Genomic DNA, 24068 nt, shown 5'->3' with positions numbered 1-24068 from the left:
ATCCAGACCAACAAGAAAGCATTGACGCGATGACTTCCCCGACCCGCCGCAACCTGCTCGCCGCCGCCATCGCGGCCGGCCTGTCCGCCGCCCTGCCGCAGCGCGCCGCCTTTGCCGCCGGCACGCTGCGCGTCGGCTTCCAGAAGTACGGCACGCTAAGCCTGCTCAAGGCGCGCGGCACGCTCGAAACCGCGCTCGCGCCCCAGGGCGTGAAGGTGACCTGGGCCGAATTCCCGGCCGGCCCGCAGATGCTCGAAGCGCTCAATGTCGGCTCGATCGACTTCGGCAACGTGGGCGAGGCGCCGCCGATCTTTGCCCAGGCCGCCGGCGCCGATCTGCTCTATGTCGGCAACCAGCCGGCCGCGCCCAAGGGCGAGGCGATCGTCGTGCCGAAGGATTCGCCGCTGAAGAGCGTGAGCGAGCTGAAGGGCAAGCGGGTCGCGCTCAACAAGGGCTCGAACGTGCACTACCTGCTGGTCAAGGCACTTGAAAAGGCCGGCGTCGCCTATGCCGACATCCAGCCGGTGTTCCTGCCGCCGGCCGATGCGCGCGCCGCCTTCGAGCGCGGCGCGGTCGATGCCTGGGCGATCTGGGACCCGTTCCTGGCCGCCGCCGAGAAGCAGCTCGGCGCGCGCGTGCTGGCCGACGGCACGGGCATCGTCTCGAACCACCAGTTCTTCCTGTCGTCGCGCGGCTATGCCGAACGCGAGCCGGCGGTGCTGCGCGCCGTGCTCGACGAGCTGGTCAAGCTCGATGTCTGGGCCGACAAGAATCCGAAGGACGTGGTCGCGCTGCTGCAACCGCTCACCGGCCTCGACGTGCCGACGCTTGAGCTGTCGGCCAGCCGCTACAGCTACGGCATCGTGCCGCTGACGCCGGTCGTCGCCACCGAGCAGCAGGCCATCGCCGACACCTTTGCCGCGCTCAAGCTCATTCCCAAACCCATCCGCATCGCCGACGTGGTGTGGAAGCCGGCCCGCTGAGCCCGCCATGGACCGCCGCCAGTTCCATCGCCAACTCGTCGCGCTTGCCGGCGCCGGTCTTGCGGCGCGCAGCCTGCCGACGCTCGCCGCCGACAACGCGCCCGAGCAGATCCGCATCGGCTTCCAGAAAAGCTCGGTGCATTTCGTGGTGCTGCGCCAGCGCAAGCTGCTGGAGCAGCGCTTTCCGGGCGTGAAGATCGGCTGGAACGAATTCCCGGCCGGACCGCAGCTGCTCGAGGCGCTGTCGGTCGGCAGCGTCGACCTGGGCATGACCGGCGATGCGCCGCCGGTCTTCGCCCAGGCCGCCGGCAAGGACGTGGTGTACGTCGGCGCCGAGCCGCCCAAGCCCAAGGCCTCGGCGATCCTGGTGCGCAGCGATTCGCCGCTGCAAACGCTGGCCGATCTCAAGGGCCGCCGCATCGCGCTGCAAAAGGGATCGAGCGCGCACTACCTCACGCTGCGCGCGGTCAAGCAGGCCGGTCTGGCCTGGACCGACATCGAACCGATCTGGCTGCCGCCGGCCGAGGCGCGCGCCGCCTTCGAGCGCGGCTCGGTCGATGCCTGGGCGATCTGGGACCCGTACTACGCGGCCGCCGAACTCGAATCGCCGCCGCAGGCACTGCCGCGCGTACTGCACACCGGCGAAGGGCTGTCGAACAACAACAGCTTCTACCTGTCGTCGAGCGGCTTCGTGCAGCGCAATCCGCGCACGATTTCCGTGCTGCTCGATGAACTCAGCCGCGCCGACGCCTGGGTGCAGGCCAACCGCAAGGAGGCCGCGCTGCTGGTGGCCGACTACACCGGCCTCGCGCTTGCCACCACCTTCCGCTTTCTCGAACGCCGGCCGCCGGCGCCGGTGAAGCCGGTACCGCCCGAGCTGATCGCCGATCAGCAGCGCGTGGCCGACGCCTTCGCCGAACTGGGCCTGATCCCGCGCCGGGTGCAGGTCGCCGACATCGTCTGGAAGCCGACCCGCGCCGTCTGACGCAAGTACCCAACGCGACGGCGGCACAGACCGCCGCGCTTCCCATCCGCCATTCATTTCAAGCGAGCACCGACCATGAACATCTTCTGGTTCATCCCGACCCACGGCGACAGCCGCTACCTCGGCACCAGCGAAGGCGCGCGCGTCGCCGACTTCGACTACTTCCGCCAGGTGGCCATCGCCGCCGATACCGCCGGCTATACCGGCGTGCTCATCCCCACCGGCAAGAGCTGCGAAGACCCGTGGGTCGCCGCATCGAGCCTGATCGGCGCCACGCGCCAGCTCAAGTTCCTGGTGGCGCTGCGCCCCGGCCTGATGACGCCGACGCTGGGCGCGCGCATGGCCGCGACCTTCGACCGGCTCTCGGGCGGCCGCGCGCTGGTCAATCTGGTCACGGGCGGCGATACCGCCGAGCTGGAAGGCGATGGCCTGTTCCTCAACCATGCCGAGCGCTATGAAGCCAGCGCCGAGTTCATCCATGTGTGGCGCGAAATCCTGACCCGCAGCCATACCGGCGAATCGTTCAGCTACGAGGGCAAGCACATCAAGGTGAAGAACGCCAAGGTGCTCTATCCGCCGATCCAGCAGCCGCATCCGCCGGTCTACTTCGGCGGCTCGTCGCCGGCCGCCATCGATCTGGCCGCCGAGCAGACCGAGCTCTACCTGACCTGGGGCGAGCCGCCCGCCGCCGTCGCCGAGAAGGTCGCCGCGGTGCGCGCCGCCGCCGCCAAGCATGGCCGCACGGTGCGCTTCGGCATCCGCCTGCATGTGATCGTGCGCGAGACCGAAGCCGAAGCCTGGGCCGACGCCGAACGCCTCATCAGCAAGCTCGACGACAAGACGGTCGCCGCCGCGCAGGCCGCCTTCGCCAAGATGGATTCGGTCGGTCAGCAGCGCATGGCCGAGCTGCACAAGGGCGGCAAGGGCCGCACCCGCGCCGACCTGGAAATCAGCCCCAACCTGTGGGCCGGCGTCGGTCTGGTGCGCGGTGGCGCGGGCACGGCGCTGGTCGGCTCGGCCGAACAGGTGGCCGAGCGCATCCGCGAATACGAGGCGCTCGGGCTCGACAGCTTCATCCTCTCGGGCTATCCGCATCTGGAAGAAGCGCGCCGCACCGCCGAGCTGCTGTTCCCGGTGCTCGGCTTCAAGGGCAACACGCTCGACGCACCGCGCGGCGGCTCGCTGACCGGCCCGTTTGGCGAAATCGTCGCGAACAACATCGTGCCGGCCGCCAACGAACGCCTCGTCTCGGCGGGCTGAGCGATGAGTTCTGCATTCGCCACCAAACCGCAGGCAGAGGCGGCGGCCACGTTCGGCGCTGCGCCGGGCGGGGTGGCCGCTCGCCCGGCGGACGGCGTTGCGGAGGCAGCGCGTTCCGGCGCGCGGCCGGCCGTGACACCCGCCATCGAGCTGGCCGATGCCGGTCTGGCGCTGCCGCTGGCCGATGCCGGCGGCGGCGACCTGATCGTCGATGCCGCGCGCGCACTCGGCCGGCGGCTGGTCGCGCTCAAGCCGTGGATCGTGCCGGCGCTGCTCATCGTGCTGTGGCAGATCGCGGCGCAGACCGGCTGGCTGTCGTCGCGCGTGTTGCCGGCGCCGCTGGCGGTGGTCACGGCGGCCTGGGATCTGGCCTTTACCGGTGAGCTCTGGCGCCATGTGGGCACCAGCACGCTGCGCGCGCTGAGCGGCTTTGCGGTCGGCGGCGGCATCGGGCTGGCGCTCGGGCTGCTGACGGGCTCGATCCGCAGCGCCGAGACGCTGCTCGACACCAGCATCCAGATGATTCGCAACATCCCGCCGCTGGCGCTGATTCCGCTGGTGATCCTGTGGTTCGGCATCGACGAGGGCGCCAAGCTGTTCCTGGTGTCGCTCGGCGTGTTCTTCCCGATCTACGCCAACACCTTCCACGGCATCCGCTCGGTCGATCCGCAACTGATCGAGATGGCGCGCAGCTATGGCGTGAGCGGCTGGGCGCTGTACCGCGAGGTGATCCTGCCGGGCGCGCTGCCCAGCATCCTCGTGGGCGTGCGCTTCTCGCTCGGGCTGATGTGGGTGATCCTGATCGTCGCCGAGACCATCTCGGCGCAGGCCGGCATCGGCTACATGACGATGAATGCGCGCGAGTTCCTGCAGACCGATGTGGTGCTCGTCGGGATCCTGCTCTACGCGCTGCTCGGCAAGCTCGCCGACCTGGTCGCCCGGCTGCTCGAACGCCGGCTGCTGCGCTGGAACCCGAACTACCGCAGCGCCTGAACGTCCTTCCTCCATACAAAGAAAAACATGAAACGACGCGAACTCCTCAAGGGCGCCGGCGCCCTTGCGCTGGCCTCCACCGTCCCGGCGGCACGCGCCGCCGGCCTCGAAGAACTGCGGCTCGACTACGCCTACTACTCGCCGCTCAGCCTCGTGCTCAAGCGCTTCGGCTGGCTCGAAGACGCGCTGAAGGCCGACGGCACCAAGGTGAAATGGGTGTTCAGCGCCGGCAGCAACCGCGCGCTCGAATACCTCGGCGGCAACAGCATCGACCTGGGCTCCAGCGCCGGTCTGGCCGCGCTGCTGGCCAAGGCCAACGGCAATCCGATCCGCACCGTCTACGTCGGCTCGCGGCCCGAATGGACCGGCCTGCTGGTGGCCAAGGACTCGCCGATCAAGACCGTGGCCGAGCTGCGCGGCAAGAAGGTCGCCGCCACCAAGGGCACCGATCCCTATCTGTTCCTGCTGCGCAGCCTGCGCGAATTCAAGCTGCCGAAGGGCGAGGTCGAGATCGTTCATCTGCAACATCCCGATGGCCGCGCCGCGCTCGAACAGGGCAAGGTCGACGCCTGGGCCGGGCTCGATCCGCACATGGCCGCGAGCGAGCTCGATGCCGGCTCGCGCTTCCTGTACCGCAATGTCGGCTACAACACCTACAACTTCCTGAGCGCGCGCGAAGCCTTCCTTGCCGAGCATCCGGCGGTGGTCGGCAAGGTCATCACCGCCTATGAAAAGGCGCGCGCCTGGACGCTCGCCCACCTCGATGAAGCGGCGCGCATCCTGGCCGAAGAGGCCAGGGTCAGCGTTCCGGTCGCGCTGTTGCAGGTCAAGCTGCGCACCGATTTCAGCAATCCGCTGCCGTCGGCCGAGCATGTGAATGCGCTGCGCGCCGCCGCGCCCATCCTGCGCGAGGAAGCGCTGGTCAAGCCCGGCACCGACCTCGACAAGACCGTCGCCGCGCTGATCGACACCGGCTTCGCCAAGCCGCTGATCGCCGCGCCGGCCAAGGTCGGCTGAGGCCGCGGCCGTGAACACCCGAGCGCTTTCCGGCGAGGCCGCACGCAGCCCGGCCGGCGCCTGCGACGCCTGCATCCCTGCCGCGCCGCATCCCGCAGTGGCTGCGCTGACCCGGTTCGCGCGCCGCTGGCGCACCGCCGCCATTGGCCTGCTGCTGCCGGTCGGCTTTCTCGTGGCGGTCGAAATCGCGGTGCGCGCCGGCCTGATCGAAGCGCGCTTTCTGCCCGCCCCGAGCGAGCTGCTGCAAACCCTTGCAGAACTCGCCGGCGGCGGCGAACTCGCGCGCCACATCGGCGCCAGCGTGGTGCGGGTGCTGGCGGGCTTTGCCATCGGCAGCGCGCTGGCGCTCGCGCTCGGCGCGCTGGTCGGCCTCAACCGTCGCGCCGAGGCGCTGCTCGATCCCACACTGCAAGGGCTGCGCGCGATCCCGAGTCTGGCCTGGGTGCCGCTGCTGCTGCTCTGGCTCGGCATCGACGAGCTGCCCAAGATCACGCTGATCGCGATCGGCGCGTTCTTTCCGGTCTATCTCGGCGTCACCTCGGGCATCCGCGATGTCGACCGCAAGCTGGTAGAAGTGGGCGCCATGGCCGGCCTCGGCCGGCTCGCGCAGGTGCGGCGCATCTTCCTGCCCGCGTCGCTGCCGGCGGTGATGACCGGCCTGCGCGGCGGCCTCGGCCTCGCATGGATGTTCCTGGTCGCGGCCGAACTCATCGCCTCGACGCGCGGCCTCGGCTATCTGCTCAGCGACGGCCGCGAGACCAGCCGCGTGGATGTGGTGCTGGCCGCCATCGTGCTGCTGGCGCTGCTCGGCAAGCTCGGCGATTCGGTGCTGCAAGCCATCGAGCACCGCGCGCTCGCCTGGCGCGACACCCATGACCGCCGCGCCGACTGAGGAGACCGCCATGACCGCACTCCTCGACGTTGACCTGCGCGCCAAGCACTACGGCGCGCGCCGCGTGCTCGACGCCATCCGCTTCACGCTCGCGCCCGGCGAAATCGTCAGCCTCATCGGCCCGAGCGGCTGCGGCAAGAGCACGCTGCTGCGCCTGATCGCCGGCCTCGACCGCGACTACGACGGCCGCCTCGCGCTCGGCGGCAGCACGCTCGCCGGCATCTCGCGCGAGATCGGCTTCGTGTTCCAGGAGCCGCGCCTGTTCCCGTGGCTCAAGGCCGCCGACAACGTCGCCTTCGACTCCGGCCGCAGCGGTCGCCACGACCGCCATGCGCTCGAACTGCTCGCCGAAGTGGGTCTGGCCGGCTACGAGGAAGCCTTGCCGCGCTCGCTGTCGGGTGGCCAGGCTCAGCGCGTCGCCATCGCGCGCGGCCTGTACACCCGGCCGCGCCTGCTGCTGCTCGACGAGCCCTTCAGCGCCGTCGACGCCTTTACCCGCATGAAGCTGCAAGACCTGCTGCTCGGCGTGGCGCGGCGTCACGGCATTGCGCTGCTGCTGGTCACGCACGACCTCGACGAAGCCATCTACCTCAGCGACCGCGTGCTCGTGCTCGATGCCGACCCCGGTCGCCTGCGGCGCGACCTGCGCGTGCCGCTGCCCCATCCGCGCGACCGCCGCGATCTGCGGCTGGCCGAACTCAAGGCCGAAGCCCTCACCGAGCTGCACGCCATCCATTCCTTCTGATCCCACGAGGACAAGCACCATGACCCTGGCCCAAGCCAGCACGCGGCCGGACGAAACCGGCGCCGCAGCCGCGCGCCCCAGCGCCGCCGAACTGCCCAACCACGGCCGCGTCCTGCCGCCGGCCGATCCGCTCGTGGCCGCCGACCGCCTTGCCGCCGAACTCGCGCGCACGGCCGTCGAACGCGACCGCAGCGGCGGCCATGCCGAACTCGAGCGCGAACGCATCCGCGCCAGCGGCCTGCTCACGCTGTCGGTGCCGGTGGAATACGGCGGCGCCGGCAGCGACTGGCCGACCATCTTCGCGACGCTGCGCCGCCTCGCGCGCGTCGACAGCGCGCTGGCCCATGTCTACGGCTTTCATCATTTGCAGATCGCCGGGCTGTTTTTGTACGGCGACGCGGCCCAGCAAAGCCTGTGGCTGCATCGCACGATCGAGCACGGCCTGTTCTGGGGCAATGCGCTCAACCCGCTCGACAAGCGCACGCAGGCGGTCGAGACCGCCGACGGCTTCGTGCTCGACGGCAGCAAGACCTTCTGCTCGGGCTCGGTCGGCTCGGATGCGCTCACCGTCTCGGCCTGGCATGAGCCGACCGGCACCGCCCTCATCGGCGTGCTTCCCACGCACCGCGCCGGCATCACCGTGAATGCCGACTGGGATGCCTTCGGCCAGAAGCAGACCGACAGCGGCACGGTCGATTTCGCCAAGGTGCTGATCCAGCATCGCGAAGTGACCCAGCGCCCCGGCATCGCCGCCACGCCCTGGTCCACGCTGCGCTCCTGCATCGCCCAGCTGGTGATGGCCAATCTCTACACCGGCATTGCCGAAGGCGCCTTCGAGGCCGCGACCGGCTACAGCCGCGACCGCGCCCGGCCGTGGTTCGCCTCGGGCGTCGCCGCCTCGCTCGACGATCCCTTCATCCAGAAGCGCTACGGCGAGCTCTGGGTGCTGCTGCGCCCGGCGCAGGTGCTGACCGATCTGGCCGCGCAGAAGCTGCAAGCCACGCTCGATCTCGGTCCCGACGCGGTCACCGACCTTCATCGCGGCGAGGTGGCGGTGGCGGTCGCCGAAGCCAAGGTCACGGCCCACCGCGCCGCGCTCGAAATCGGCACCCAGCTGTTCGACATCACCGGCGCCAGCGCCACGTCGGCGCGCCTGGGCTTCGACCGCTACTGGCGCAACGCCCGCGTGCACACGCTGCACGACCCGGTCGACTACAAGCTGCGCGACCTGGGCCGCTACGCGACCACCGGCCGCGTGCCCGACCCGACGGCCTACTCCTGAGCCGGCGCCGCGATGAAGACCCAAGCCTTCGGGAGCCGCGCATGAGCGCCCCGCTGATCCGGCTCGACACCGTGTCGAAGACCTTCGTGCTGCCGCGCAACGGCGTGTTCCACGCGGTGCGCGACGTGTCGCTCGACATCCCGCGCGGCAGCGCCTTCGGCGTCATCGGCATGAGCGGCGCCGGCAAGTCGACGCTGCTGCGACTCATCAATCTGCTGGAGCGGCCCGATGCCGGCCGCGTGACGGTCGATGGCGTCGATCTCACCGCGCTGTCGCGCAGCCGGTTGCGCGCCGCGCGCCGGGGCATCGGCATGATCTTCCAGCAGTTCAACCTGCTGCTGAATGCGACCGTCGAGGCCAATGTCGCCTTCCCGCTCGATCTCGACGGCCTGCCGCGCGCGCAAGTTGCCAAGCGCGTCGCCGAATGCCTCGACATCGTCGGGCTGGCCGACAAGGCGCGCAGCTATCCGGCCCAGCTGTCGGGCGGGCAGAAGCAGCGCGTCGCCATCGCGCGCGCGCTGACCACGCGGCCCGGCGTGCTGCTCTGCGACGAGCCCACCTCGGCGCTCGACCCGCAGACCACGCGCTCCATCCTCGACACGCTGGCCGCCATCAACCGCGACCACGGCGTGACGCTGGTCGTCGTGACCCATGAGCTGGAAGTGGTGCGGCGCCTGTGCGACGAGGTGGCGGTGATGGAAGACGGCCGCGTCGCCGACCGCTTTGCGCTCGATACCGACACGCATGCGCCGGCCACCGACCTTGCGCGCGAACTGCTCGCCAGCCTGCAACAACCGGCGCCGCTGTCGGTCGCGGCCTGAGGAGACGGCCAATGTTCTTCGAGAACTTCATCGAGGTGCTGCCCGAGCTGTGGGTGGCGGTGGGCCAGACCGGCCTGATGCTGGCCATTGCCATCGGCGTGGCGGTGCTGCTGGGCGGGCCGCTCGGCGTGCTCATCGTGCTGACCGCGCCGGGCCAGTCGCTGGCCCAGCCGCTGCTGCACACGGCGCTCAACTGGGTGGTGAATCTGGTGCGCTCCTTCCCTTTCATCATCCTGCTGGTGGCGCTGGTGCCGGTCACGCGGGTGCTGGCGGGCAGTTCCATCGGGCCAGTCGCGGCGGCGGTGCCGCTGAGTTTTGCGGCCATCCCCTACTTCGCGCGGCTGGTGGAACAGGCGCTGCGCGAGGTGCCGCGCGGCGTGATCGAGGCGGCCCATGCAATGGGCGCAAGCGAGTTGCAGATCGTGCGCCGCGTGCTGCTGGTGGAAGCGCGACCGGCGCTGGTGCTGGCGCTGACGGTGCTGATCGTGAGCTTTCTTTCGTACTCGGCGATGGCCGGCGTGGTGGGCGGCGGCGGCATCGGCGACATCGCGATCCGCTACGGCTACTACCGCTTCCAGACCGACGTGATGGTGGGGACCGTCGCGCTGCTGGTGGTCATCGTCCAGCTGATCCAGTGGGCCGGCAACCGCATCGCGCGCCGGCTCGATCACCGCTGATTGCCGCGCGGCCGCAAGCCCCGCCGCGCCATACCTTCATTCCCAATGAATCTTTTTGCCGGCGCCGCGCGCGTCCAGGCTCGCGCTCTGCCCAGAGGAATCCGCATGAACAACAAGCTCCACTCCGCCATTTTCCGTCGCCGCCTGCTGGCGCTTGCCGGCAGCGCGCTGCTTGCCGGCGTCTTCGCCACCACCGCCCAGGCCGCCGATCCGCAGAAGAAGGAACTGGTGTTCGGCGCGACCGCCGGCCCCTATGCCGACCAGATCAAGTACGGCATCAAGCCGCTGCTGGAAAAGAAGGGCTACACGGTCAAGCTGGTCGAGTTCAACGACTACATCCAGCCCAACTTCGCGCTGGCCCAGGGCTCGCTCGATGCCAACGTGTTCCAGCACGAGGTCTATCTCAAGAAGTTCACGACCGAGAACAAGCTGGAACTGAGCGAAGTGCTCAAGGTGCCGACCGCGCCCATCGCGGTGTACAGCCGCAAGCACAAGAGCCTGGCCGAGGTGAAGGAAGGCACGACGGTCGCCATCCCCAACGATCCGGCCAATGCGGCGCGCGCGCTGGTGGTGCTCGACAAGAAGCTCGGCTGGCTCAGGCTGCGCGAAGGCTATGACCCGATCCGCGCCTCGGAGAAGGACGTGGCGCAGAACCTCAAGGGCATCAAGCTGGTGCCGCTGGAGGCCGCGCAACTGCCGCGCTCGCTCGACGACATCGACTACAGCTTCATCAACGGCAATTTCGCGCTCGCGTCCGGGCTCAAGCTCACCGAGGCGCTGGCGCTGGAAGACACGACGTCCACCTATCAGAACGTGGTGGCCGTGCGCACCGCCGACAAGGACCGCGAGTACGTCAAGGACATCGCGGCGGCCTGGCAGTCGAAGGAATTCCTCGCCACCACCAACCAGCGCTTTGCCGGCTTCGTGAAGCCCGACTGGCAGGTCGCGCTCGAAGGCAAGACGGCCGCCGCGAAATGAGCGCCGCCGACGCCCGCAAGCCGGTGCGCTTCAACGCGTTTGCGATGACGGCCGCCGTGCATCAGTCGCCGGGGCTGTGGCGCCATCCGGCCAACCGCTCGCATGAGTACACGAAGCTCGGCTACTGGACCGGGCTGGCGCAGCTGCTGGAGCGCGGGCTGTTCGACGGCATCTTTCTGGCCGACGTGACCGGCGTGTACGACGTGCACAACGGCAGCCCCGACGCTGCCCTGCGCGGCGGCGTGCAGGTGCCGCTCGACGACCCGATGCTGGTGGTGCCGGCGATGGCCGCCGTCACGCGCCATCTGGGCTTTGGCGTGACCGCGTCCACCAGCTATGAGCAGCCGGCGCTGTTCGCGCGCCGCATCACCACGCTCGACCATCTGACCGACGGCCGCGTGGGCTGGAACATCGTCACCTCCTACCTGGACAGCGCCGCGCGCAACGCCGGTCAGGTAAAGCAGACCGCGCACGACCAGCGCTACGACCAGGCCGACGACTTTCTGCAGGCGGTCTACAAGCTCTGGGAAACCAGCTGGGACGACGACGCCGTACAGCGCGACGTGGCGCGCAACGTCTACGTGGATCCGGCCAAGGTGCATGCCGTCGGCCACCAGGGCCCGTGGTTCAGCCTGCCCGGCATCCATCTGAGCGAGCCGTCGCCGCAGCGCACGCCGGTGCTGTATCAGGCCGGCACCTCGGCGCGCGGGCTGGCGTTTGCCGGCGCGCATGCCGAGTGCGTGTTCCTGATCGCGCCGACCCAGGCCGCGCTGGCGCGCCAGGTGGCCGATGTGCGCGCCGCCGTGGCCCGCGCCGGCCGCGCGCCCGACTCGGTGCTCATCTATGCGCTGGCGACCGTCATCACCGATGCCGACGACGCGCGCGCCGAAGCCAAGCATGCCGACTACCGCGGCTATGTCGACATCGACGCCTCGCTCGCGCTGCTGTCGGGCTGGACCGGCGTCGACTTCGGCCGGCTGCCGCTCGACGCCACCATCGAATACATCGACACCGACGCCGGCCGCACCGCGCTCGCCGCCTTCAGCAAGGCCGATCCATCGCGCCGCTGGACCGTGCGCGAAGCCGCCGAATTCATCGCCATCGGCGGACGCGGGCCGGTCATCGTCGGCGGGCCGCAAAAGGTCGCCGACCAGCTCCAGGACTGGCTCGCCACCACCGGCATCGACGGCTTCAATCTGGCCTACGCGGTTGCGCCCGGCAGCTGGGCCGACGTGATCGAGCATGTCGTGCCCGAGCTGCAACGACGCGGCGCCTATGCCACCGGCTATGCCGACGGCCCGCTGCGCGCGCGGCTGTTCGGCCATGCCGCGCTCGCGCCCGACCACAGCGGCGGCCGGCTGCGCGATGCGGTCCGGGCCGCGCGCGCCGGCGCCGCCCATGCCGCTTCCCCGCCGCCGGCCGCCGCCGCCGCGCCGCACTCCGTCCACGCCGAACCCGCCCTGCCCGCCACATGACAACCAAGCTCAAGCTCGCCGCCACCGCCGCTGCCCAGGCGCCGGCCCGCCCCACCGTCCCTTCGCCGGCCGCCGACGGCACCGCCGTGCGGCTGCGCAATCTGGTCAAGCGCTACGGCAGCCGCCGCGTGCTCGACGGCATCGATCTCGACATCGCGCCGGGCGAATTCCTCGCCATCGTCGGCCGCAGCGGCTGCGGCAAGAGCACGCTGCTGCGCGTGCTGGCCGGCCTCGAAAGCTTCGACAACGAAGCCGGCATCGACGGCGCCGCGCCGGCCCAGCGCCGCGACGAGGTGCGCGTAATGTTCCAGGAGCCGCGCCTGCTGCCCTGGAAGCGCGTGCTCGACAACATCGCGCTCGGCCTTGAAGGCAGCGACGCGCGCAAACGCGCGCTCGAGCTGCTCGCCGAAGTCGGCCTGGCCGACCGCGCCGACGACTGGCCGGCCCAGCTCTCGGGCGGCCAGCGCCAGCGCGTCGCCCTCGCCCGCGCGCTGGTCCATCGGCCGCGCCTGCTGCTGCTCGACGAGCCGCTCGGCGCGCTCGACGCCCTCACCCGCATCGAGATGCAGTCGCTGATCGAGAACCTGTGGCGCACCCACGGCTTCACCGCCGTTCTGGTCACCCACGATGTGCAGGAAGCCGTGGCCATGGCCGACCGCATCGTGCTGATCGAGGACGGCCGCATCACGCTCGACCGCGACGTGCCGCTGGCCCGCCCGCGCTCGCGTGGCCGGCCCGAATTCGCCGCCATCGAGGAAGCGGTGCTCGACCGCGTGCTCAAGACGCCGCGCCCGCCCGAACAGCCCGCGCCCGACGCCACCGCCGTGCGCTGGGCGATCTGAACCCGCTTTCATCCGCCGCGCCTCGCGGCCATCACAAGGAGCCAGCATGTCCATAGCCGCCATCAACGTCCGCAACCAGTTCCGGGGTCGCGTGCGCGAAATCATCGAAGGCCCGGTCGTCTCGGAAGTCGATGTCGAAACCTCGGCCGGCATCATCGTCACCTCGGTCATCACCACCCGCTCGGTGAAGGAACTGGGTCTGGTGCCGGGCCGCGAAGTCATCGCGCTCATCAAGTCGACCGAGGTCGCCATCGCCGCGCTCTGAGGAGCAGCACCCGCTTTGCCCTGCCGGCGCGGCGATCGATCCGCTCAAGTCGCCGCCGGCCCCTGCCGTCAATGCCCGTATGCGCGGCCGGTTCGTCCCGGCCGATCCCGTCGGCGGGCGGCGACCGGCGCCCATGAGGCGCCGACCCAACCCGCGCGACCCACTTGCGCGCGGGTGTCATGGCAGCAACCTCTTCCGACCGTCCCTCGGTCGCGGCCCTCTGGGGCCTGTTCGAAAGCGTCGGCGTCTCGGGCCTGGCCTTCGTGGTGCTGGTGTTCATCTCGCACCGGCTGGCGCCGGCCGAGTTCGGCCTGTTCTCGATGGCGCTCGGCATCGTGATGCTGCTCAACATCCCGGTCGAATGCCTGTTCCACGACGCCATCCTGCAGGCCCGCAAGGTGCAGCGCGAGCAGATCGACGCGGCCTTCTCGCTGGCCACCGCGCTGGCGTTTGCGCTGGTGGCGCTGTGCTGGCTCGGCGCGCCGCTGCTGGGCCGGCTGCTCGGTCAGCCGGGGCTGGGCTGGCTGCTGCCGGTGCTAAGCCTGTCGCTGCTGCCCACGCCGCTCGGCGCCACGCTGGCGGCGGTGCAGCGGCGCAATCTCGAATTCCGTTCGCTCGCGCTGCGCAGCGTGGCCTCGCGCATGGGCGCAAGCCTGGTCGCGCTGGTGATGGTGCTGAGCGGCGCCGGCCTGTGGAGCCTGATCGCGCAGCAGCTGCTGATGGCAGTGCTCGGCACGGCGGTGCTGGCCTACCTCGCGCCCGAGCGGCCGCGCTGGCGCAGCGACTGGTCGCCGATCCGCCCCTGGCTGGTGTTCGGTGCCGCCTCGACCGGGCTGGCCTTCACCGCCGTGGCGGCATCGCGGGTGTTCCTGATCGCGGTCGGTGCCGGGCTCGGCAGCGCCACGGCCGGGCTGTTCGATCTGGCCTTCCGCATCGTCGACACGCTGCGCGGTCTGGTGAGCGGGCCGATCTGGCATCTGTCGACCACGCTGTTCTCGCGCGCGCGGCATGAAACCGGCTCGATCGCCGGCGTCTACGCGACCGCCACCCGCATGTGCTGCGCGCTCACCTTTCCGGTGTTTGCCGGCATCGCCTGCACCGCGCCCGAGGTGGTCGAGCTGCTGTTCGGCGCGCGCTGGGCCGAGGCGGCGCCGCTGGTGAGCCTGCTGTCGGCCACCTCGCTGCTGTTCTTCGCGCGCATGTTCGGTACCTCGGTGTTCATCGCGCTCGGGCGGCCGGTGGTGCAGGCGGTCATCTCCACCAGCGCCATCGCGCTGATCGGCGCCGGCATGTGGCTGTTCGGGCGCCAGTCGGCCGGACTGGCCAGCACGGTCTGGATCGGCGCGCCGCTGCTGGCGCTGCCGGTCGACATGTTTCTGCTCTGGCGCATCGGCGGCATCGGGCTGGTCGATCAATGGCGCGGCGCGGCCACGCCGGCGCTGGCGGTCGCGGCGATGGCCACGGTGCTGACGCTGCTGCGCATGGACGTCGGCGCGGTCTGGGATCTGCCCGAGCGCCTGGGCGGCTTTGCGGCACTCGGCGCCTTCATCTATGCGGCGGTGCTGTGGCTGATCGATCCGGTGCTGTTCCGCCAGCTGTTCCACCGCCTGTTCGGCGGCCTGATCGAGCGCCTGCGCCGGCTCGGCCTGCTCGCCGCGCCGGGCGATCCGGCCGGCCCGCCGACCACGCTCTGACGCCGGCGCCAGACGCGGCATCGGCTGACAGCCGGCGCCCGTCGCAGCCGCTAGAGTGGCGCGCTCCTCCCTTACCGAGATCGCGCCCATGAGCCCGACCCATCTCATCAGCGACTGCGACGGCGTGCTGATCGACAGCGAAGCGCTGTCCTTTGCGATGACCGCCGATGAACTGGCAGCGCGCTTTCCCGCCGCCGACCGCGCGCGCGACATCGTCCCGCTGCTGCGACCGCGCCTCGGCATGCTGTTCGTGCCGATGCTGGTCGAGCTGTCGACCCTGCTCGGCACGCCGATGACGCTGGCCGACATCGAGGCGCTGCATCACCGCGTGGATGTGGCCATCGACCGCCTGACCGAGCCGATGCCCGGCGTGGGCGCGGCGCTGGCCGCGACCGGCCTGCCGCTGGCCGTGGCCAGCAATTCCGAGGCGCGCCGGGTGCGCGGCGTGCTGGCCCGCACCGGTCTCGCGCCGCTGTTCCACGACCGCGTCTACAGCGGCCGCGACCTCGACCGGCCCAAGCCCGCGCCCGATGTGTATCTGGCCGCCGCCGCCGGCTTTGGCGTGGCGCCGGCGCGCTGCCTGGTGGTGGAAGACAGCGCCACCGGCGTGACCGCCGCGCGCGCCGCCGGCATGACGGTGCTGGGCTTTGTCGGCGGCGGCCATCTGGCGCCCGGGCATGACGAGAAATTGCGTGCGCTCGGCGCGCTGGCCACGTTTGCGCGGATGAGCGAGCTGCCGGCGCTGGTGGCCGGTCTGCGTCACGCGACGCGCTGACCGCGCCGCCCGGCGCCCCGGCTCAGGCCAGCGGCAGCAGCACCTCGAAGCAGGCGCCGCCGCCGTCGCGCGCCAGACAGCGCGCCTCGCCGCCGTGATGGCGCGCGATCTTGCGTACCAGCGCCAGCCCCAGGCCTACGCCGCCCTCGCGCTCGCTGGCGCCGGGCACGCGGTAGAAGGCTTCGAACACGCGCTCGCGGTCGGCATCGGCGACGCCCGGACCACGGTCGCAGACGGTGAGCCGGGCGCGCTCGGCATCGGCGCTGCGGGCCAGCGTCACCACGATGTCGGGCCGGGCCAGCGGCGCATCGGGCGAGTCGTCGAAATCGGCATCGGCGCCGGACGCCGGCGCGGCCGGCTTGGCATAGCGCAGCGCGTTCTCGATCAGATTGCGCACCAGCCGGCGCAGCAGCCGGGCATCGCCGGACAGTTGCAGCGCGACCGCGTCGCAGGCGACGCCGGCATGCGCGGCTTCCTCGGCCACCAGCCCGGCCAGATCGACCGGCTCGAAGTCGCCGATCGGCACTTCGCGCGCCGCCTCCAGCCGGCTCGCCAGCAGGATTTCCTCGATGAGCTGGTCGAGCTCGCCGATGTTGCGGCGCATCTCGTCGCGCAGGCCGGCGCTGGCGCTGGCACCCAGCATCTCGCTCGCCATGCGCAGCCGCGCGAGCGGCGACCGCAGCTCGTGCGAGGCATTGGCGAGCAGCGAGCGCTGCGCCTCGACCAGCCCCTCGATGCGCTCGGCCGCGTCGTTGAAGCTGCGCGCCACGCCTGCGACCTCGTCGCTGCCGTGCACCGTGGCGCGCGCCTGCAGGTCGCCGCCGCCAAAGCGCCGCACGCTCGCATGCAGATCCTCCAGCTGGCGCGTCAGCCGGCGCACCACCGGATAGGCGCCGAAGGCCACGCCGCCCGCCAGCACGCCCAGCAGCCCGACCAGTCCGAGCGGGCCGAAGGGACCGTGCGGCATGCCGGGCGGCGGCTTGGGCGGCCGATGTTCGAACTCGCGCTTGCGCTCGGCCCACCAGTCGTTCCAGTCCTCGGGCGCCACGCCGGGCGGCGCACGGTCGGCCCAGGGCGGCGGCCCGGGATGCTCATGGCGGAAGAACTCGGAGCGCACCTCGTCGGCATAAAGCCGCCAGGCCGCGCCGGCCAGCAGCGCGAACAGCAGCACGGTGGCGACCACCGCCAGCCAGATGCGCAGCCAGAGATGGCGCGCCAGCCGGTGCTCACGCGGCACGGCTGTCCTGTTCGCGCGAGAACACGTAGCCGATGCCGCGCACGGTGACGATGCGCTGCGGATGGCGCGCGTCGTCCTCGATGGCGGCGCGGATGCGCGCGATGTGAACGTCGATCGAGCGGTCGAAGGTTTCCTCGCCGTGCCAGGGCTGGACCAGCTCCATCAGCTGGTCGCGCGTCAGCACGCGGCCGGCGCGCTCGGCCATGGCGTCGAGCAGCGCGAACTGGTGCGAGGTGAGCGAGCGGGTCTCGCCGTCCACCCGCACGCAGCGGCCGGCGCGGTCGATCTCGAGCCGGCCGAACACCTTGACCTCGCGCTGCGGATCGGCCGGCGCGGACTGGCGCCGGCGCAGCACCGCGCGCAGCCGCGCCAGCAGCTCGCGCGGATCGAAGGGCTTGGTCACGTAGTCGTCGGCGCCGAGCTCCAGGCCGATGACGCGGTCGGTCGACTCGCCGCGCGCGGTGAGCATGACCAGGCCGACGTCGGCCTCGGCGCCGGCCGCAGCGCGCAGCTGCCGGCACACGTCGAGCCCGTTGCCGTCGGGCAGCATCAGGTCGAGCAGCACGATGTCGAAACGCTCGCGGCCGAGCGCCGCCAGACCGGCGGCGATGTCGAAGGCGAGCGTGATCTCGAAGCCGTTGGGCGCGAGGTAGTCGCGCAGCATGGCGACGAGGCGTTCGTCATCGTCGATGACGAGCAGGCGGTGCAGGCCGGATGCGGTTCGCTGGTTCATGAGGTAGGCGGCTGGTCGGGCGTGGGTGGGCGGTTGTCGGGACCGGGGCGGGCGCCGTCGCGCGGGCCGCGGTCGTCGCGGCGGTCATGGTGACCATGGCCGTCATGCTCGCGCCGGTCGGCGAGCAGGGTGGCGATCTTGGCGCGCTGGGCCGGCGTCAGCACTTCGGCGGCATCGGCCAGGGCGCCGGTCATGCGGCGCGATTCGGCATCGGCCAGCGCCAGCTGCTCGCTGCGCAGCTTGTCGAGCTCAGCGCGGTCGACGGTCGGCGCGGCCAGCAGCTCGCGCGTCTTGTCGTGCAGCCCGCGCAGCTTGTCGCGATCGGCCTCGGCGGCGGCACGGCGCGACTCGAAGATGGTCCTGATGCGGGCGATCTGCTCGTCGCTCGCGCCGGCATCGCGCAGCAGCCGGCCCGGCAGCGGACCGCCGATCGGACCGCCCGGGCCTTCATGGCCGTCGCGGCCTTCGTGATGAAAGCCGGCCGGGCCGCCGTCCGCCATCGGGCAGGCGGCGGGTTCGCCGGCAGCGCGCTTGGCTGCCGCATCGGCATGAAATGGCAGCGCGATCGCGCCCGCCGCCAGCGCCACCGTGGCGGCCAGTGCCGCGCCGCGCAGCAGTCTCGAATCCTTGAAACCGAACATGTGCTTCCCCTCCGTGGATTGCCGCGCCAGGCCCGGAGGCCGTCGCGGAACGGTTGCACTGTGCGCAGCCGGGTTTGCCGGCTGATGTGCAAGACGTTACGGCTGGTTACCCGACATCTGGAGCGCCACAGACCTGTGACAACCCACGACCGCCGACCGGCATGAAAAAAGGGGAGCGCCCTCGCGGGCAGCTCCCCTTTTCTTGCCGCCGGAAATTCCGGCGTGCCCGGGCGATCAGTTCTTCTTGATCTTTTCGAGCATGCGGAACACTTCGCGGTTGCGGCCCACGAACAGGCGCTTGAAAGCCTTGCCGAGGCAGCGGCGTTCGAGGGTGTTGCGGCGGGTACGGGTGCGGTCGGCCATCTTGGAACTCCGGATGTGGGTGCCGGCGCGCGGCCGGCGATGGAAATGGTGGCTGTTCTGGCAGAAAAACCAAAGCCCGCGATTGTAGCCCGAGCCGCGCCCATCCCGGCCGCCGGCCCTGCCCGATCGCTTATGCTGGCCGCCCTCGCGCGCGCCCGCGGTCGCCAAGAACCGCCCGCCGCACCCGGCCGCCGGGCATTCCGCCCGCGCCCATCGCCATCAATGGCCCCGGATCCGCATCGCATGAACGCCGCCAATCGCTACTGGAGTGCCCTGACCGCCTCGCTCACGCCCTATGTGCCGGGCGAGCAGCCCAAGGTCGACGGGCTGGTCAAGCTCAATACCAACGAGAACCCCTATCCGCCGTCGCCGCTGGCGCTGGCCGCCATCGCCGACGCGGCGCAGAAGCTGGCGCTCTATCCCGACCCCGAATCGACCGAGCTGCGCGCCGCCGTCGCCGCGCGCCACGGCCTGGGCATCGAGCATGTGTTCGCCGGCAACGGCTCCGACGAGGTGCTGGGCTTCGCCTTCCTGGCGCTGCTCAAGCATGCCGAGCCGGTGCTGTTCCCGGACATCACCTACAGCTTCTATCCGGTGTACTGCGGGCTGTTCGGCATCGACTACCGCACGGTGGCGTTGCGCGACGACTTCAGTCTGGCGCTGGAGGACTTTGCCCAGCCCAACGGCGGCATCGTCTTCCCCAACCCCAATGCACCGACCGGCCGCGCCCTGCCGCTCGCCGACATCGAGGCGCTGCTGCAACGCAACCGCGACTCCGTCGTGCTGGTCGACGAGGCTTATGTGGACTTCGGCGCCGAGAGCGCGGCCGGCCTGGTGCTGCGCCATCCCAACCTGCTGGTCACGCAGACGCTGAGCAAGTCGCGCTCGCTGGCCGGCCTGCGCGTGGGTTTCGCCATCGGCGATCCGGGGCTGATCGAGGCGCTGCGGCGGGTGAAGGACAGCTTCAATTCCTATCCGGTCGACCGGCTCGCGGCGGCCGGCGCAGCGGCGGCGATGCGCGACGAGCCTTACTTCGCGCAGACCCGCGACGCCGTCGTCGCCACGCGCGAGCGGCTGGTGGCCGAGCTGGCCCGGCGCGGCTTCACCAGCCTGCCGTCGGCCGCCAACTTCATCTTCACCAGCCATGCCACGCGCCCGGCCGAGCAGCTGCTGGCCGAGCTGCGCGCGCGCAAGGTGCTGGTGCGGCGCTTTTCGGCGCCGCGCATCGCCAACTGGCTGCGCATCACCGTCGGCTCGGACGAGCAATGCGCGGCGCTGCTGGCGGCGCTCGACGACATCCTGGCCTGACCCCAGCCCGGGCCGGCGCTTGAGGAAAGTGCTGTTCATCTGCGCCCGCAACCGGCTGCGCAGCCCGACCGCAGAAGCGGTCTTCGCCCACTGGCCCGGCGTGGAAACCGCCTCGGCCGGCCTCGCGCCCGATGCCGACCAGCCGGTCGAGCCCGAGCTGCTGGCCTGGGCCGACCTCATCTTCGTGATGGAAAAGCGCCATCGCGCCCGGCTCGCGGCGCGGTTTCGCCATCAGCTCGGCGGCAAGAAGATCGTCTGCCTCGACATTCCGGACGACTACGCCTTCATGGAGCCGGCGCTGGTGGCGCTGCTTGAGAAGAAAGTCGGGCCGCATCTGGCGCCGGCCGCGCCACGGCGCTGACTCACTCCGGCTCGATCTGCACGCGAATGCGCTCGGCCGCGCCGGCCACGCGCTGGATCACCTCGGGCGCCATGTTGTTGCCCTCCATGAAGCCCTGGATGCGCTTGACCGCCTTGTCGAAGGCCGCCGTCAGCGCCTCGGCATCGGGATGGGTGCTGGCCAGCGCCATGGTCAGCGCCTCCAGCATGTAGAGACGGATTTCGATGTCTTCGGACTTGATGCTCATGGCGCGCCTGTCTTCTTGAAATGGGTTGAGAAAACGCAATGTCCGCGCAGTGTGCCGAAACCCCGCTGCCGACGACGGTACTGTTCTTGCTCCGCCCGAGCCGCCCATTCAACTGCATTCGCCATGTCCAACACTCCCGACATTCAGGTCAACAACTACTGCGCGCATGCCCTCGAAGGGCTGCGCGAACAGCGCGCCGCCGCCGATCCCAAGGCCGGGCATTCGCTCCAGGTGCTCGACGGCGTCATCACGCTGATCGAGCACGCCAGCAAGTTCCTGCTGCCCGAGCGCGGCATGCTGCTCGACGCCAAGGCCGAATCCGCGCTCACCCGCGCCGACCTGCAACTGCCCTGGCCCATCGTCGCCATCGAGGCGCGCTGGCCGGCGCTGCCCGAAGCCATGGCGGTCGCCACCGGCGGCGCCCAGCGCGACGCGTCGGCCAAGCGCATCGCGCTGTGCTGGGATGCCGATGCGGCGCTCGGCCTGATCCCGGGCGCCGACGAGCTACGCGCCGAGGTGCCACAGGGCGGCGTGTTCGTGGTGCCGGTGTACTGGATGCCCGAGCTGGGCAACTGGCAGGTCGGCCTTGGCGGCCTGTTCCTGCCCTACCCGGTCGCCGGCGACAGCGTGGTGCGCGAAGGCGGACTGATCCAGCGCTTCGATGCCGAGGCCTTCTTCCTCTTCCCCGAAGCCTTCCAGGCCCGGCTCAAGGCCTATGGCGGCCAGCCCGCGCCGGTGTTCCGCGAGATCGAGCTAGGCGCCTACGACGAGCTGGCGATGCTGGTGCAGACCTGCGCCGCGCTCACCGCCTGGCCGCAGGCCTGTCTCGAAGTGCCGCCGCCCGAGGCGCTCAACCGCAAGCGCGTGTCCCAGGGCAAGCAGCCGCTGTTCGGCTATCGGGTGCCCGTGGTTCCGGCCACGGCCGGCGCCTGACCGCCCGCGCCAGAGGAGAACCGTCATGACCGTCCGCCAGGCCGCCCGCGAACGCATCCAGCTCGGTCTGCTCGACTGCACCGAGGACGAACACGTCGCCAAGGTGCGCAAGGAGCAGGTCGAGCTGCTCTACAAGCTCAAGGCCGATTACGACGCCTTCGTCGCCGGCACCTATGAGCGCAACGCCTCCGACAAGATCTTCTGCGCCACCGACGAGCAGCTGCGCGACCGGCTGCTGTTCGGCATGCAGGAGTGCATCCGGCTGATCCGCGACTGCGACAGCGGCCGCTGAGCCAGCCGCGCCGGGCCGTCAGTCGTCCGGCCGTCGGTCGTCCGGCACGAAACCGGCCGATGGCAGCGCCGCCAGTCGCGCCACCAGCTCCGGCTGGCGATGCACGCCCATCTTGTGCATGGCCGCCGCGAGCTGGCTGCGCACCGTGGCCAGCGAGACACAGCGCTCGGCCGCGATCTCCTCGACCGAGCTGCCGGCCGCCAGCCCGACCGCGATCCGCGCCTCGGCCGGCGTGAGGCCGAAGGTCTCGGCGACCACGAAGGGATCGAGCGCGATGCCGGCGCCGAGGTCGTGCGCCAGCATCAGCGCCAGCGGCCGGGTGCCGAAGGCGGCCATCGTGTCGTCGGGCCGCACCGCGTGCAGAAACACCACTTCATGGCTCGACAGCCGCAGCTGGCTGCGCTCGCGGCCGGCGCCGGCGCCCAGATAGGAGCGCTCGCCGTCGAGCTTGAGCTGGCGCAGCGCCAGCGTGAAGTCGGCATCGTCCTGGCGCCGCGCCGCCACCAGCCGGCCGTCGATCAGCCCGAGCCCGCCGGGCGCCGCCAGCCATTGCCGGCCGGCCGGATTGGCGTAGTGCAGCCGGCGCAGCTCGTCGACCACGAAGGCCGGCGCGCGCAAGCGGTCGAGCAGCGCCGCGCCCACGCCGGGCTCGCCGCGCTGCCCGCGCGCGGCGCAGTACACATGCAGCGCCACCGTCAGCTGGGCCACCAGCCGCGCCAGCAGCCGCATGCCGGCATCCGAGACCGGCGCCGCGCCGACCGCGATCTGCACGCCGAGCACGACCAGCAGCCGGTTGTCCTCATAGGCCTTGGCGCCGGCCACATGGCGCACGCCGTAGGGGATGAGGAAGTCCTGGTAGAAGGCGTTGGCGGCGACGAAGGCTTCGTCGTAGTAGTCGCAGCAGCGCACGCATTCGCCGACCGGCCGGTCGAGCACCAGCGCGGCGCGCACGTCGATGCTGTGATAGCTGCGCAGATAGTCGAGCGAGGCGGCCTCGGGCAGCGTGCCGCATTCATAGCTGAAGGCGATGGCGCCGCTGTCCTTGGCCATGCCCATCAGCACCGCGGCGGCGGCACCGAAGGCGGCCCGGATCGGCGCCAGCGCCTCGCCCCAGGCCAGCTGGCCGCGCGCGGCGCGATGGAAGCCGGCGACGGCGGCATCGAAGTCGGCGTCGTTCATTCGAGACCCAGCAGCGAGGTGGGCAGCGCCGCCAGCCGCGCGACCAGCTCGGCCTGGCGGCTCACGCCGGTCTTGGCGAATACCGCCGCGATCTGGTCGCGCACGGTGTGACTCGACACCCGGCGCTCGCTCGCCACTTCGTCGGCGCTCAGGCCGCGCAGCAGCGCCAGCGTCACCTCGGCCTGGGCCGGCGTCATGCCGTACACACGCATCAGCGTGGCGACGGCCGGCAGGCGCGCGCCGGCCAGATCGTGCAGCAGCACCAGCAGCAGCGGCTGGCCGGCCAGCGCGGTGGGAATCGCCTGCAAGGCCAGCCGGCGCGGGCCGCCGGACCGGGCCGGGCCGGTCAGCACCGGCGCGCTGGCGCTGGCCGCAGGCCGGCCGCCGAGCTGCTGTGCCGGCTCGCGCGCCACCGCCGCGAGAAACGCATGCAGCTGGCCGTCGGCGAGCGGATCGCGCCCGGCGAGCCGGCCATCGCGGCGCAGCAGCGGCCCGGCGCCGGCCAGCTCGCGCGCGGCGGCAGCATTGAGAAAGCGGATGGCGCCGGCCGCATCCAGCAGCAACACCGGCAGCGTGAGCCGGTCGAGCAGGCCCGGGCCGAGCGCGGCGGCGCGGGCACAGGCCTCGGCCGTGAGCAGCGCCTCGCGCAGATGGAAGACGATGCGGCGCGCCGCGTCGGACAGCGGCAGCGCATCGCCGCACAGCGCATCGAGCGCCGGCCCGACCAGCTCGGCGGCTTCGCGGCGCGAGCGCTCGGCGGCACCCTGGCCGCCGCGGCCGTCGCAGATCGAGCCGACGGACGGTGCGCCGGCAGCCAGTGCCAACTGACTGGCGCCGCAATCCAGCGTCAGTCGCAGCGTCGCCGTTTCGTCATGCAGGACCGCCGATGCTGCGAACAAGGCATGCGACCAATCCTCCAGCCCCGCAGCAGCGCGATAAAGCCCGGCAACGGCATCTTCGAGTGCGTTTTTGTTCATGAGCTGACAGGGGAAGGCCTAGGCCGCCGGGAAAAAGCAAGGGTCGCACCGTGTTTCATTGAGTAAAAGCGCTTAGGGGCGACGAACGGTGCCTCGTTGTGCGTCATCGCCGCCGCGAACGCCGGCGCAATCGC

27 protein-coding genes are annotated in these 24068 nt (G+C 71.1%); 20 read left to right on the top strand and 7 right to left on the bottom strand.

Annotated features, from left to right (window positions below; translation table 11 throughout):
- Window positions 1–29: 29 nt before the first annotated feature.
- From B9P64_RS08505 to B9P64_RS08430, 16 genes are all read left to right on the top strand, one after another.
- Window positions 30–983: a sulfonate ABC transporter substrate-binding protein gene (locus tag B9P64_RS08505; RefSeq protein WP_085315776.1), complete on the top strand. Its 954-nt coding sequence runs from the start codon at window positions 30–32 to the stop codon at window positions 981–983.
- 7 nt (window positions 984–990) lie between these two features.
- The gene (locus tag B9P64_RS08500; RefSeq protein WP_085315775.1) at window positions 991–1968 is read left to right on the top strand and encodes a sulfonate ABC transporter substrate-binding protein; all 978 of its coding nucleotides are present in this window, start codon (window positions 991–993) and stop codon (window positions 1966–1968) included.
- A 75-nt stretch (window positions 1969–2043) separates the two neighbouring features.
- On the top strand, window positions 2044–3228 hold the full coding sequence (gene ssuD, locus B9P64_RS08495) for an FMNH2-dependent alkanesulfonate monooxygenase (RefSeq protein ID WP_085315774.1): 1185 nt from the start codon (window positions 2044–2046) through the stop codon (window positions 3226–3228).
- Between the two features lie 201 nt (window positions 3229–3429).
- The gene (gene ssuC / locus B9P64_RS08490; protein ID WP_139826233.1) at window positions 3430–4221 is read left to right on the top strand and encodes an aliphatic sulfonate ABC transporter permease SsuC; all 792 of its coding nucleotides are present in this window, start codon (window positions 3430–3432) and stop codon (window positions 4219–4221) included.
- A 27-nt stretch (window positions 4222–4248) separates the two neighbouring features.
- Window positions 4249–5238 (top strand): aliphatic sulfonate ABC transporter substrate-binding protein, encoded by a 990-nt coding sequence (locus B9P64_RS08485; RefSeq protein WP_085315773.1) that lies wholly within the window; start codon window positions 4249–4251, stop codon window positions 5236–5238.
- Window positions 5239–5335: 97 nt separating this feature from the next.
- A complete protein-coding gene (locus tag B9P64_RS08480) occupies window positions 5336–6130 on the top strand; it encodes an ABC transporter permease (protein WP_235839929.1) in 795 nt (264 codons plus the stop codon).
- On the top strand, window positions 6111–6875 hold the full coding sequence (locus B9P64_RS08475; RefSeq protein WP_407919680.1) for an ABC transporter ATP-binding protein: 765 nt from the start codon (window positions 6111–6113) through the stop codon (window positions 6873–6875). Before B9P64_RS08480 ends, B9P64_RS08475 begins: the two co-directional genes overlap by 20 nt.
- A gap of 19 nt (window positions 6876–6894) precedes the next feature.
- Window positions 6895–8157: an acyl-CoA dehydrogenase family protein gene (locus B9P64_RS08470; RefSeq protein WP_139826209.1), complete on the top strand. Its 1263-nt coding sequence runs from the start codon at window positions 6895–6897 to the stop codon at window positions 8155–8157.
- A 41-nt stretch (window positions 8158–8198) separates the two neighbouring features.
- Entirely contained in the window at window positions 8199–8978 is a 780-nt protein-coding gene (locus B9P64_RS08465; RefSeq protein WP_085315771.1) for a methionine ABC transporter ATP-binding protein, read from the top strand.
- 11 nt (window positions 8979–8989) lie between these two features.
- Window positions 8990–9655: a methionine ABC transporter permease gene (locus B9P64_RS08460; RefSeq protein WP_085315770.1), complete on the top strand. Its 666-nt coding sequence runs from the start codon at window positions 8990–8992 to the stop codon at window positions 9653–9655.
- Window positions 9656–9760: 105 nt separating this feature from the next.
- Complete coding sequence (locus tag B9P64_RS08455; RefSeq protein WP_085315769.1) at window positions 9761–10633, top strand: MetQ/NlpA family ABC transporter substrate-binding protein; 873 nt, start codon at window positions 9761–9763, stop codon at window positions 10631–10633.
- The gene (locus B9P64_RS08450; RefSeq protein WP_085315768.1) at window positions 10630–12108 is read left to right on the top strand and encodes an LLM class flavin-dependent oxidoreductase; all 1479 of its coding nucleotides are present in this window, start codon (window positions 10630–10632) and stop codon (window positions 12106–12108) included. The genes B9P64_RS08455 and B9P64_RS08450 overlap by 4 nt, the downstream gene beginning before the upstream one ends.
- Window positions 12105–12950: an ATP-binding cassette domain-containing protein gene (locus B9P64_RS08445; protein WP_085315767.1), complete on the top strand. Its 846-nt coding sequence runs from the start codon at window positions 12105–12107 to the stop codon at window positions 12948–12950. Before B9P64_RS08450 ends, B9P64_RS08445 begins: the two co-directional genes overlap by 4 nt.
- A 46-nt stretch (window positions 12951–12996) precedes the next feature.
- Window positions 12997–13215 (top strand): TOBE domain-containing protein, encoded by a 219-nt coding sequence (locus B9P64_RS08440; RefSeq protein ID WP_085315766.1) that lies wholly within the window; start codon window positions 12997–12999, stop codon window positions 13213–13215.
- Window positions 13216–13394: 179 nt separating this feature from the next.
- Entirely contained in the window at window positions 13395–14909 is a 1515-nt protein-coding gene (locus B9P64_RS08435) for an oligosaccharide flippase family protein (RefSeq protein ID WP_085315765.1), read from the top strand.
- 88 nt (window positions 14910–14997) lie between these two features.
- Window positions 14998–15684, top strand: coding sequence for an HAD family hydrolase (locus B9P64_RS08430; protein WP_085315764.1), 687 nt, complete (start codon window positions 14998–15000; stop codon window positions 15682–15684).
- A 22-nt stretch (window positions 15685–15706) separates the two neighbouring features.
- Here B9P64_RS08430 and B9P64_RS08425 read toward each other — a convergent pair whose 3' ends face one another.
- The 4 genes from B9P64_RS08425 to B9P64_RS29065 form a co-directional block, all read right to left on the bottom strand.
- A complete protein-coding gene (locus B9P64_RS08425) occupies window positions 15707–16921 on the bottom strand; it encodes a HAMP domain-containing sensor histidine kinase (protein WP_085315763.1) in 1215 nt (404 codons plus the stop codon).
- Window positions 16911–17654 (bottom strand): response regulator, encoded by a 744-nt coding sequence (locus B9P64_RS08420; protein WP_085315762.1) that lies wholly within the window; start codon window positions 17652–17654, stop codon window positions 16911–16913. Before B9P64_RS08420 ends, B9P64_RS08425 begins: the two co-directional genes overlap by 11 nt.
- The gene (locus tag B9P64_RS08415; RefSeq protein WP_085315761.1) at window positions 17651–18295 is read right to left on the bottom strand and encodes a Spy/CpxP family protein refolding chaperone; all 645 of its coding nucleotides are present in this window, start codon (window positions 18293–18295) and stop codon (window positions 17651–17653) included. The genes B9P64_RS08420 and B9P64_RS08415 overlap by 4 nt, the downstream gene beginning before the upstream one ends.
- 234 nt (window positions 18296–18529) lie before the next feature.
- Window positions 18530–18658, bottom strand: a complete 129-nt coding sequence (locus tag B9P64_RS29065) for a hypothetical protein (protein ID WP_268877142.1) — start codon at window positions 18656–18658, stop codon at window positions 18530–18532.
- A 243-nt stretch (window positions 18659–18901) separates the two neighbouring features.
- Here B9P64_RS29065 and hisC point away from each other — a divergent pair, with 243 nt between their 5' ends.
- Together hisC and B9P64_RS08405 are read left to right on the top strand one after the other, a co-directional pair.
- Window positions 18902–19966: a histidinol-phosphate transaminase gene (gene hisC / locus B9P64_RS08410; RefSeq protein WP_085316017.1), complete on the top strand. Its 1065-nt coding sequence runs from the start codon at window positions 18902–18904 to the stop codon at window positions 19964–19966.
- A 19-nt stretch (window positions 19967–19985) separates the two neighbouring features.
- Window positions 19986–20327, top strand: coding sequence for a low molecular weight protein tyrosine phosphatase family protein (locus B9P64_RS08405; protein ID WP_085315760.1), 342 nt, complete (start codon window positions 19986–19988; stop codon window positions 20325–20327).
- Window position 20328: 1 nt separating this feature from the next.
- Here the strand turns inward: B9P64_RS08405 and B9P64_RS08400 are convergent, their stop codons facing one another.
- Window positions 20329–20553 (bottom strand): hypothetical protein, encoded by a 225-nt coding sequence (locus tag B9P64_RS08400; RefSeq protein ID WP_085315759.1) that lies wholly within the window; start codon window positions 20551–20553, stop codon window positions 20329–20331.
- A 123-nt stretch (window positions 20554–20676) separates the two neighbouring features.
- Between B9P64_RS08400 and B9P64_RS08395 the strand changes: the two genes are divergently transcribed.
- Complete coding sequence (locus tag B9P64_RS08395; protein WP_085315758.1) at window positions 20677–21486, top strand: hypothetical protein; 810 nt, start codon at window positions 20677–20679, stop codon at window positions 21484–21486.
- Between the two features lie 25 nt (window positions 21487–21511).
- Window positions 21512–21778, top strand: coding sequence for a hypothetical protein (locus B9P64_RS08390; protein WP_085315757.1), 267 nt, complete (start codon window positions 21512–21514; stop codon window positions 21776–21778).
- 18 nt (window positions 21779–21796) lie between these two features.
- Here the strand turns inward: B9P64_RS08390 and B9P64_RS08385 are convergent, their stop codons facing one another.
- Together B9P64_RS08385 and B9P64_RS08380 are read right to left on the bottom strand one after the other, a co-directional pair.
- Entirely contained in the window at window positions 21797–22957 is a 1161-nt protein-coding gene (locus B9P64_RS08385) for a helix-turn-helix transcriptional regulator (protein WP_085315756.1), read from the bottom strand.
- Complete coding sequence (locus B9P64_RS08380) at window positions 22954–23934, bottom strand: helix-turn-helix transcriptional regulator (RefSeq protein ID WP_085315755.1); 981 nt, start codon at window positions 23932–23934, stop codon at window positions 22954–22956. Before B9P64_RS08380 ends, B9P64_RS08385 begins: the two co-directional genes overlap by 4 nt.
- Window positions 23935–24068 lie beyond the last annotated feature (134 nt).

The sequence above is a fragment of the Derxia lacustris genome (genome assembly GCF_002105195.1).
GTDB lineage: Bacteria > Pseudomonadota > Gammaproteobacteria > Burkholderiales > Burkholderiaceae_E > Derxia > Derxia lacustris.
This window is presented reverse-complemented; position numbering and strand designations above follow the sequence as displayed.

What these genes read in the sequence shown, in the direction of transcription:
- B9P64_RS08415 (WP_085315761.1), bottom strand. Translation starts at nt 18,295, where the DNA reads ATGTTCGGTTTCAAGGATTCGAGACTGCTGCGCGGCGCGGCACTGGCC.
- B9P64_RS08385 (WP_085315756.1), bottom strand. Translation starts at nt 22,957, where the DNA reads ATGAACGACGCCGACTTCGATGCCGCCGTCGCCGGCTTCCATCGCGCC.
- B9P64_RS08505 (WP_085315776.1), top strand. Translation starts at nt 30, where the DNA reads ATGACTTCCCCGACCCGCCGCAACCTGCTCGCCGCCGCCATCGCGGCC.
- B9P64_RS08420 (WP_085315762.1), bottom strand. Translation starts at nt 17,654, where the DNA reads ATGAACCAGCGAACCGCATCCGGCCTGCACCGCCTGCTCGTCATCGAC.
- B9P64_RS29065 (WP_268877142.1), bottom strand. Translation starts at nt 18,658, where the DNA reads ATGGCCGACCGCACCCGTACCCGCCGCAACACCCTCGAACGCCGCTGC.
- B9P64_RS08435 (WP_085315765.1), top strand. Translation starts at nt 13,395, where the DNA reads ATGGCAGCAACCTCTTCCGACCGTCCCTCGGTCGCGGCCCTCTGGGGC.
- B9P64_RS08500 (WP_085315775.1), top strand. Translation starts at nt 991, where the DNA reads ATGGACCGCCGCCAGTTCCATCGCCAACTCGTCGCGCTTGCCGGCGCC.
- B9P64_RS08390 (WP_085315757.1), top strand. Translation starts at nt 21,512, where the DNA reads ATGACCGTCCGCCAGGCCGCCCGCGAACGCATCCAGCTCGGTCTGCTC.
- B9P64_RS08430 (WP_085315764.1), top strand. Translation starts at nt 14,998, where the DNA reads ATGAGCCCGACCCATCTCATCAGCGACTGCGACGGCGTGCTGATCGAC.
- B9P64_RS08465 (WP_085315771.1), top strand. Translation starts at nt 8,199, where the DNA reads ATGAGCGCCCCGCTGATCCGGCTCGACACCGTGTCGAAGACCTTCGTG.
- ssuD (WP_085315774.1), top strand. Translation starts at nt 2,044, where the DNA reads ATGAACATCTTCTGGTTCATCCCGACCCACGGCGACAGCCGCTACCTC.
- B9P64_RS08485 (WP_085315773.1), top strand. Translation starts at nt 4,249, where the DNA reads ATGAAACGACGCGAACTCCTCAAGGGCGCCGGCGCCCTTGCGCTGGCC.
- B9P64_RS08475 (WP_407919680.1), top strand. Translation starts at nt 6,111, where the DNA reads ATGACCGCCGCGCCGACTGAGGAGACCGCCATGACCGCACTCCTCGAC.
- B9P64_RS08470 (WP_139826209.1), top strand. Translation starts at nt 6,895, where the DNA reads ATGACCCTGGCCCAAGCCAGCACGCGGCCGGACGAAACCGGCGCCGCA.
- B9P64_RS08380 (WP_085315755.1), bottom strand. Translation starts at nt 23,934, where the DNA reads ATGAACAAAAACGCACTCGAAGATGCCGTTGCCGGGCTTTATCGCGCT.
- B9P64_RS08450 (WP_085315768.1), top strand. Translation starts at nt 10,630, where the DNA reads ATGAGCGCCGCCGACGCCCGCAAGCCGGTGCGCTTCAACGCGTTTGCG.
- B9P64_RS08400 (WP_085315759.1), bottom strand. Translation starts at nt 20,553, where the DNA reads ATGAGCATCAAGTCCGAAGACATCGAAATCCGTCTCTACATGCTGGAG.
- B9P64_RS08455 (WP_085315769.1), top strand. Translation starts at nt 9,761, where the DNA reads ATGAACAACAAGCTCCACTCCGCCATTTTCCGTCGCCGCCTGCTGGCG.
- B9P64_RS08395 (WP_085315758.1), top strand. Translation starts at nt 20,677, where the DNA reads ATGTCCAACACTCCCGACATTCAGGTCAACAACTACTGCGCGCATGCC.
- B9P64_RS08440 (WP_085315766.1), top strand. Translation starts at nt 12,997, where the DNA reads ATGTCCATAGCCGCCATCAACGTCCGCAACCAGTTCCGGGGTCGCGTG.
- B9P64_RS08445 (WP_085315767.1), top strand. Translation starts at nt 12,105, where the DNA reads ATGACAACCAAGCTCAAGCTCGCCGCCACCGCCGCTGCCCAGGCGCCG.
- B9P64_RS08460 (WP_085315770.1), top strand. Translation starts at nt 8,990, where the DNA reads ATGTTCTTCGAGAACTTCATCGAGGTGCTGCCCGAGCTGTGGGTGGCG.
- hisC (WP_085316017.1), top strand. Translation starts at nt 18,902, where the DNA reads ATGAACGCCGCCAATCGCTACTGGAGTGCCCTGACCGCCTCGCTCACG.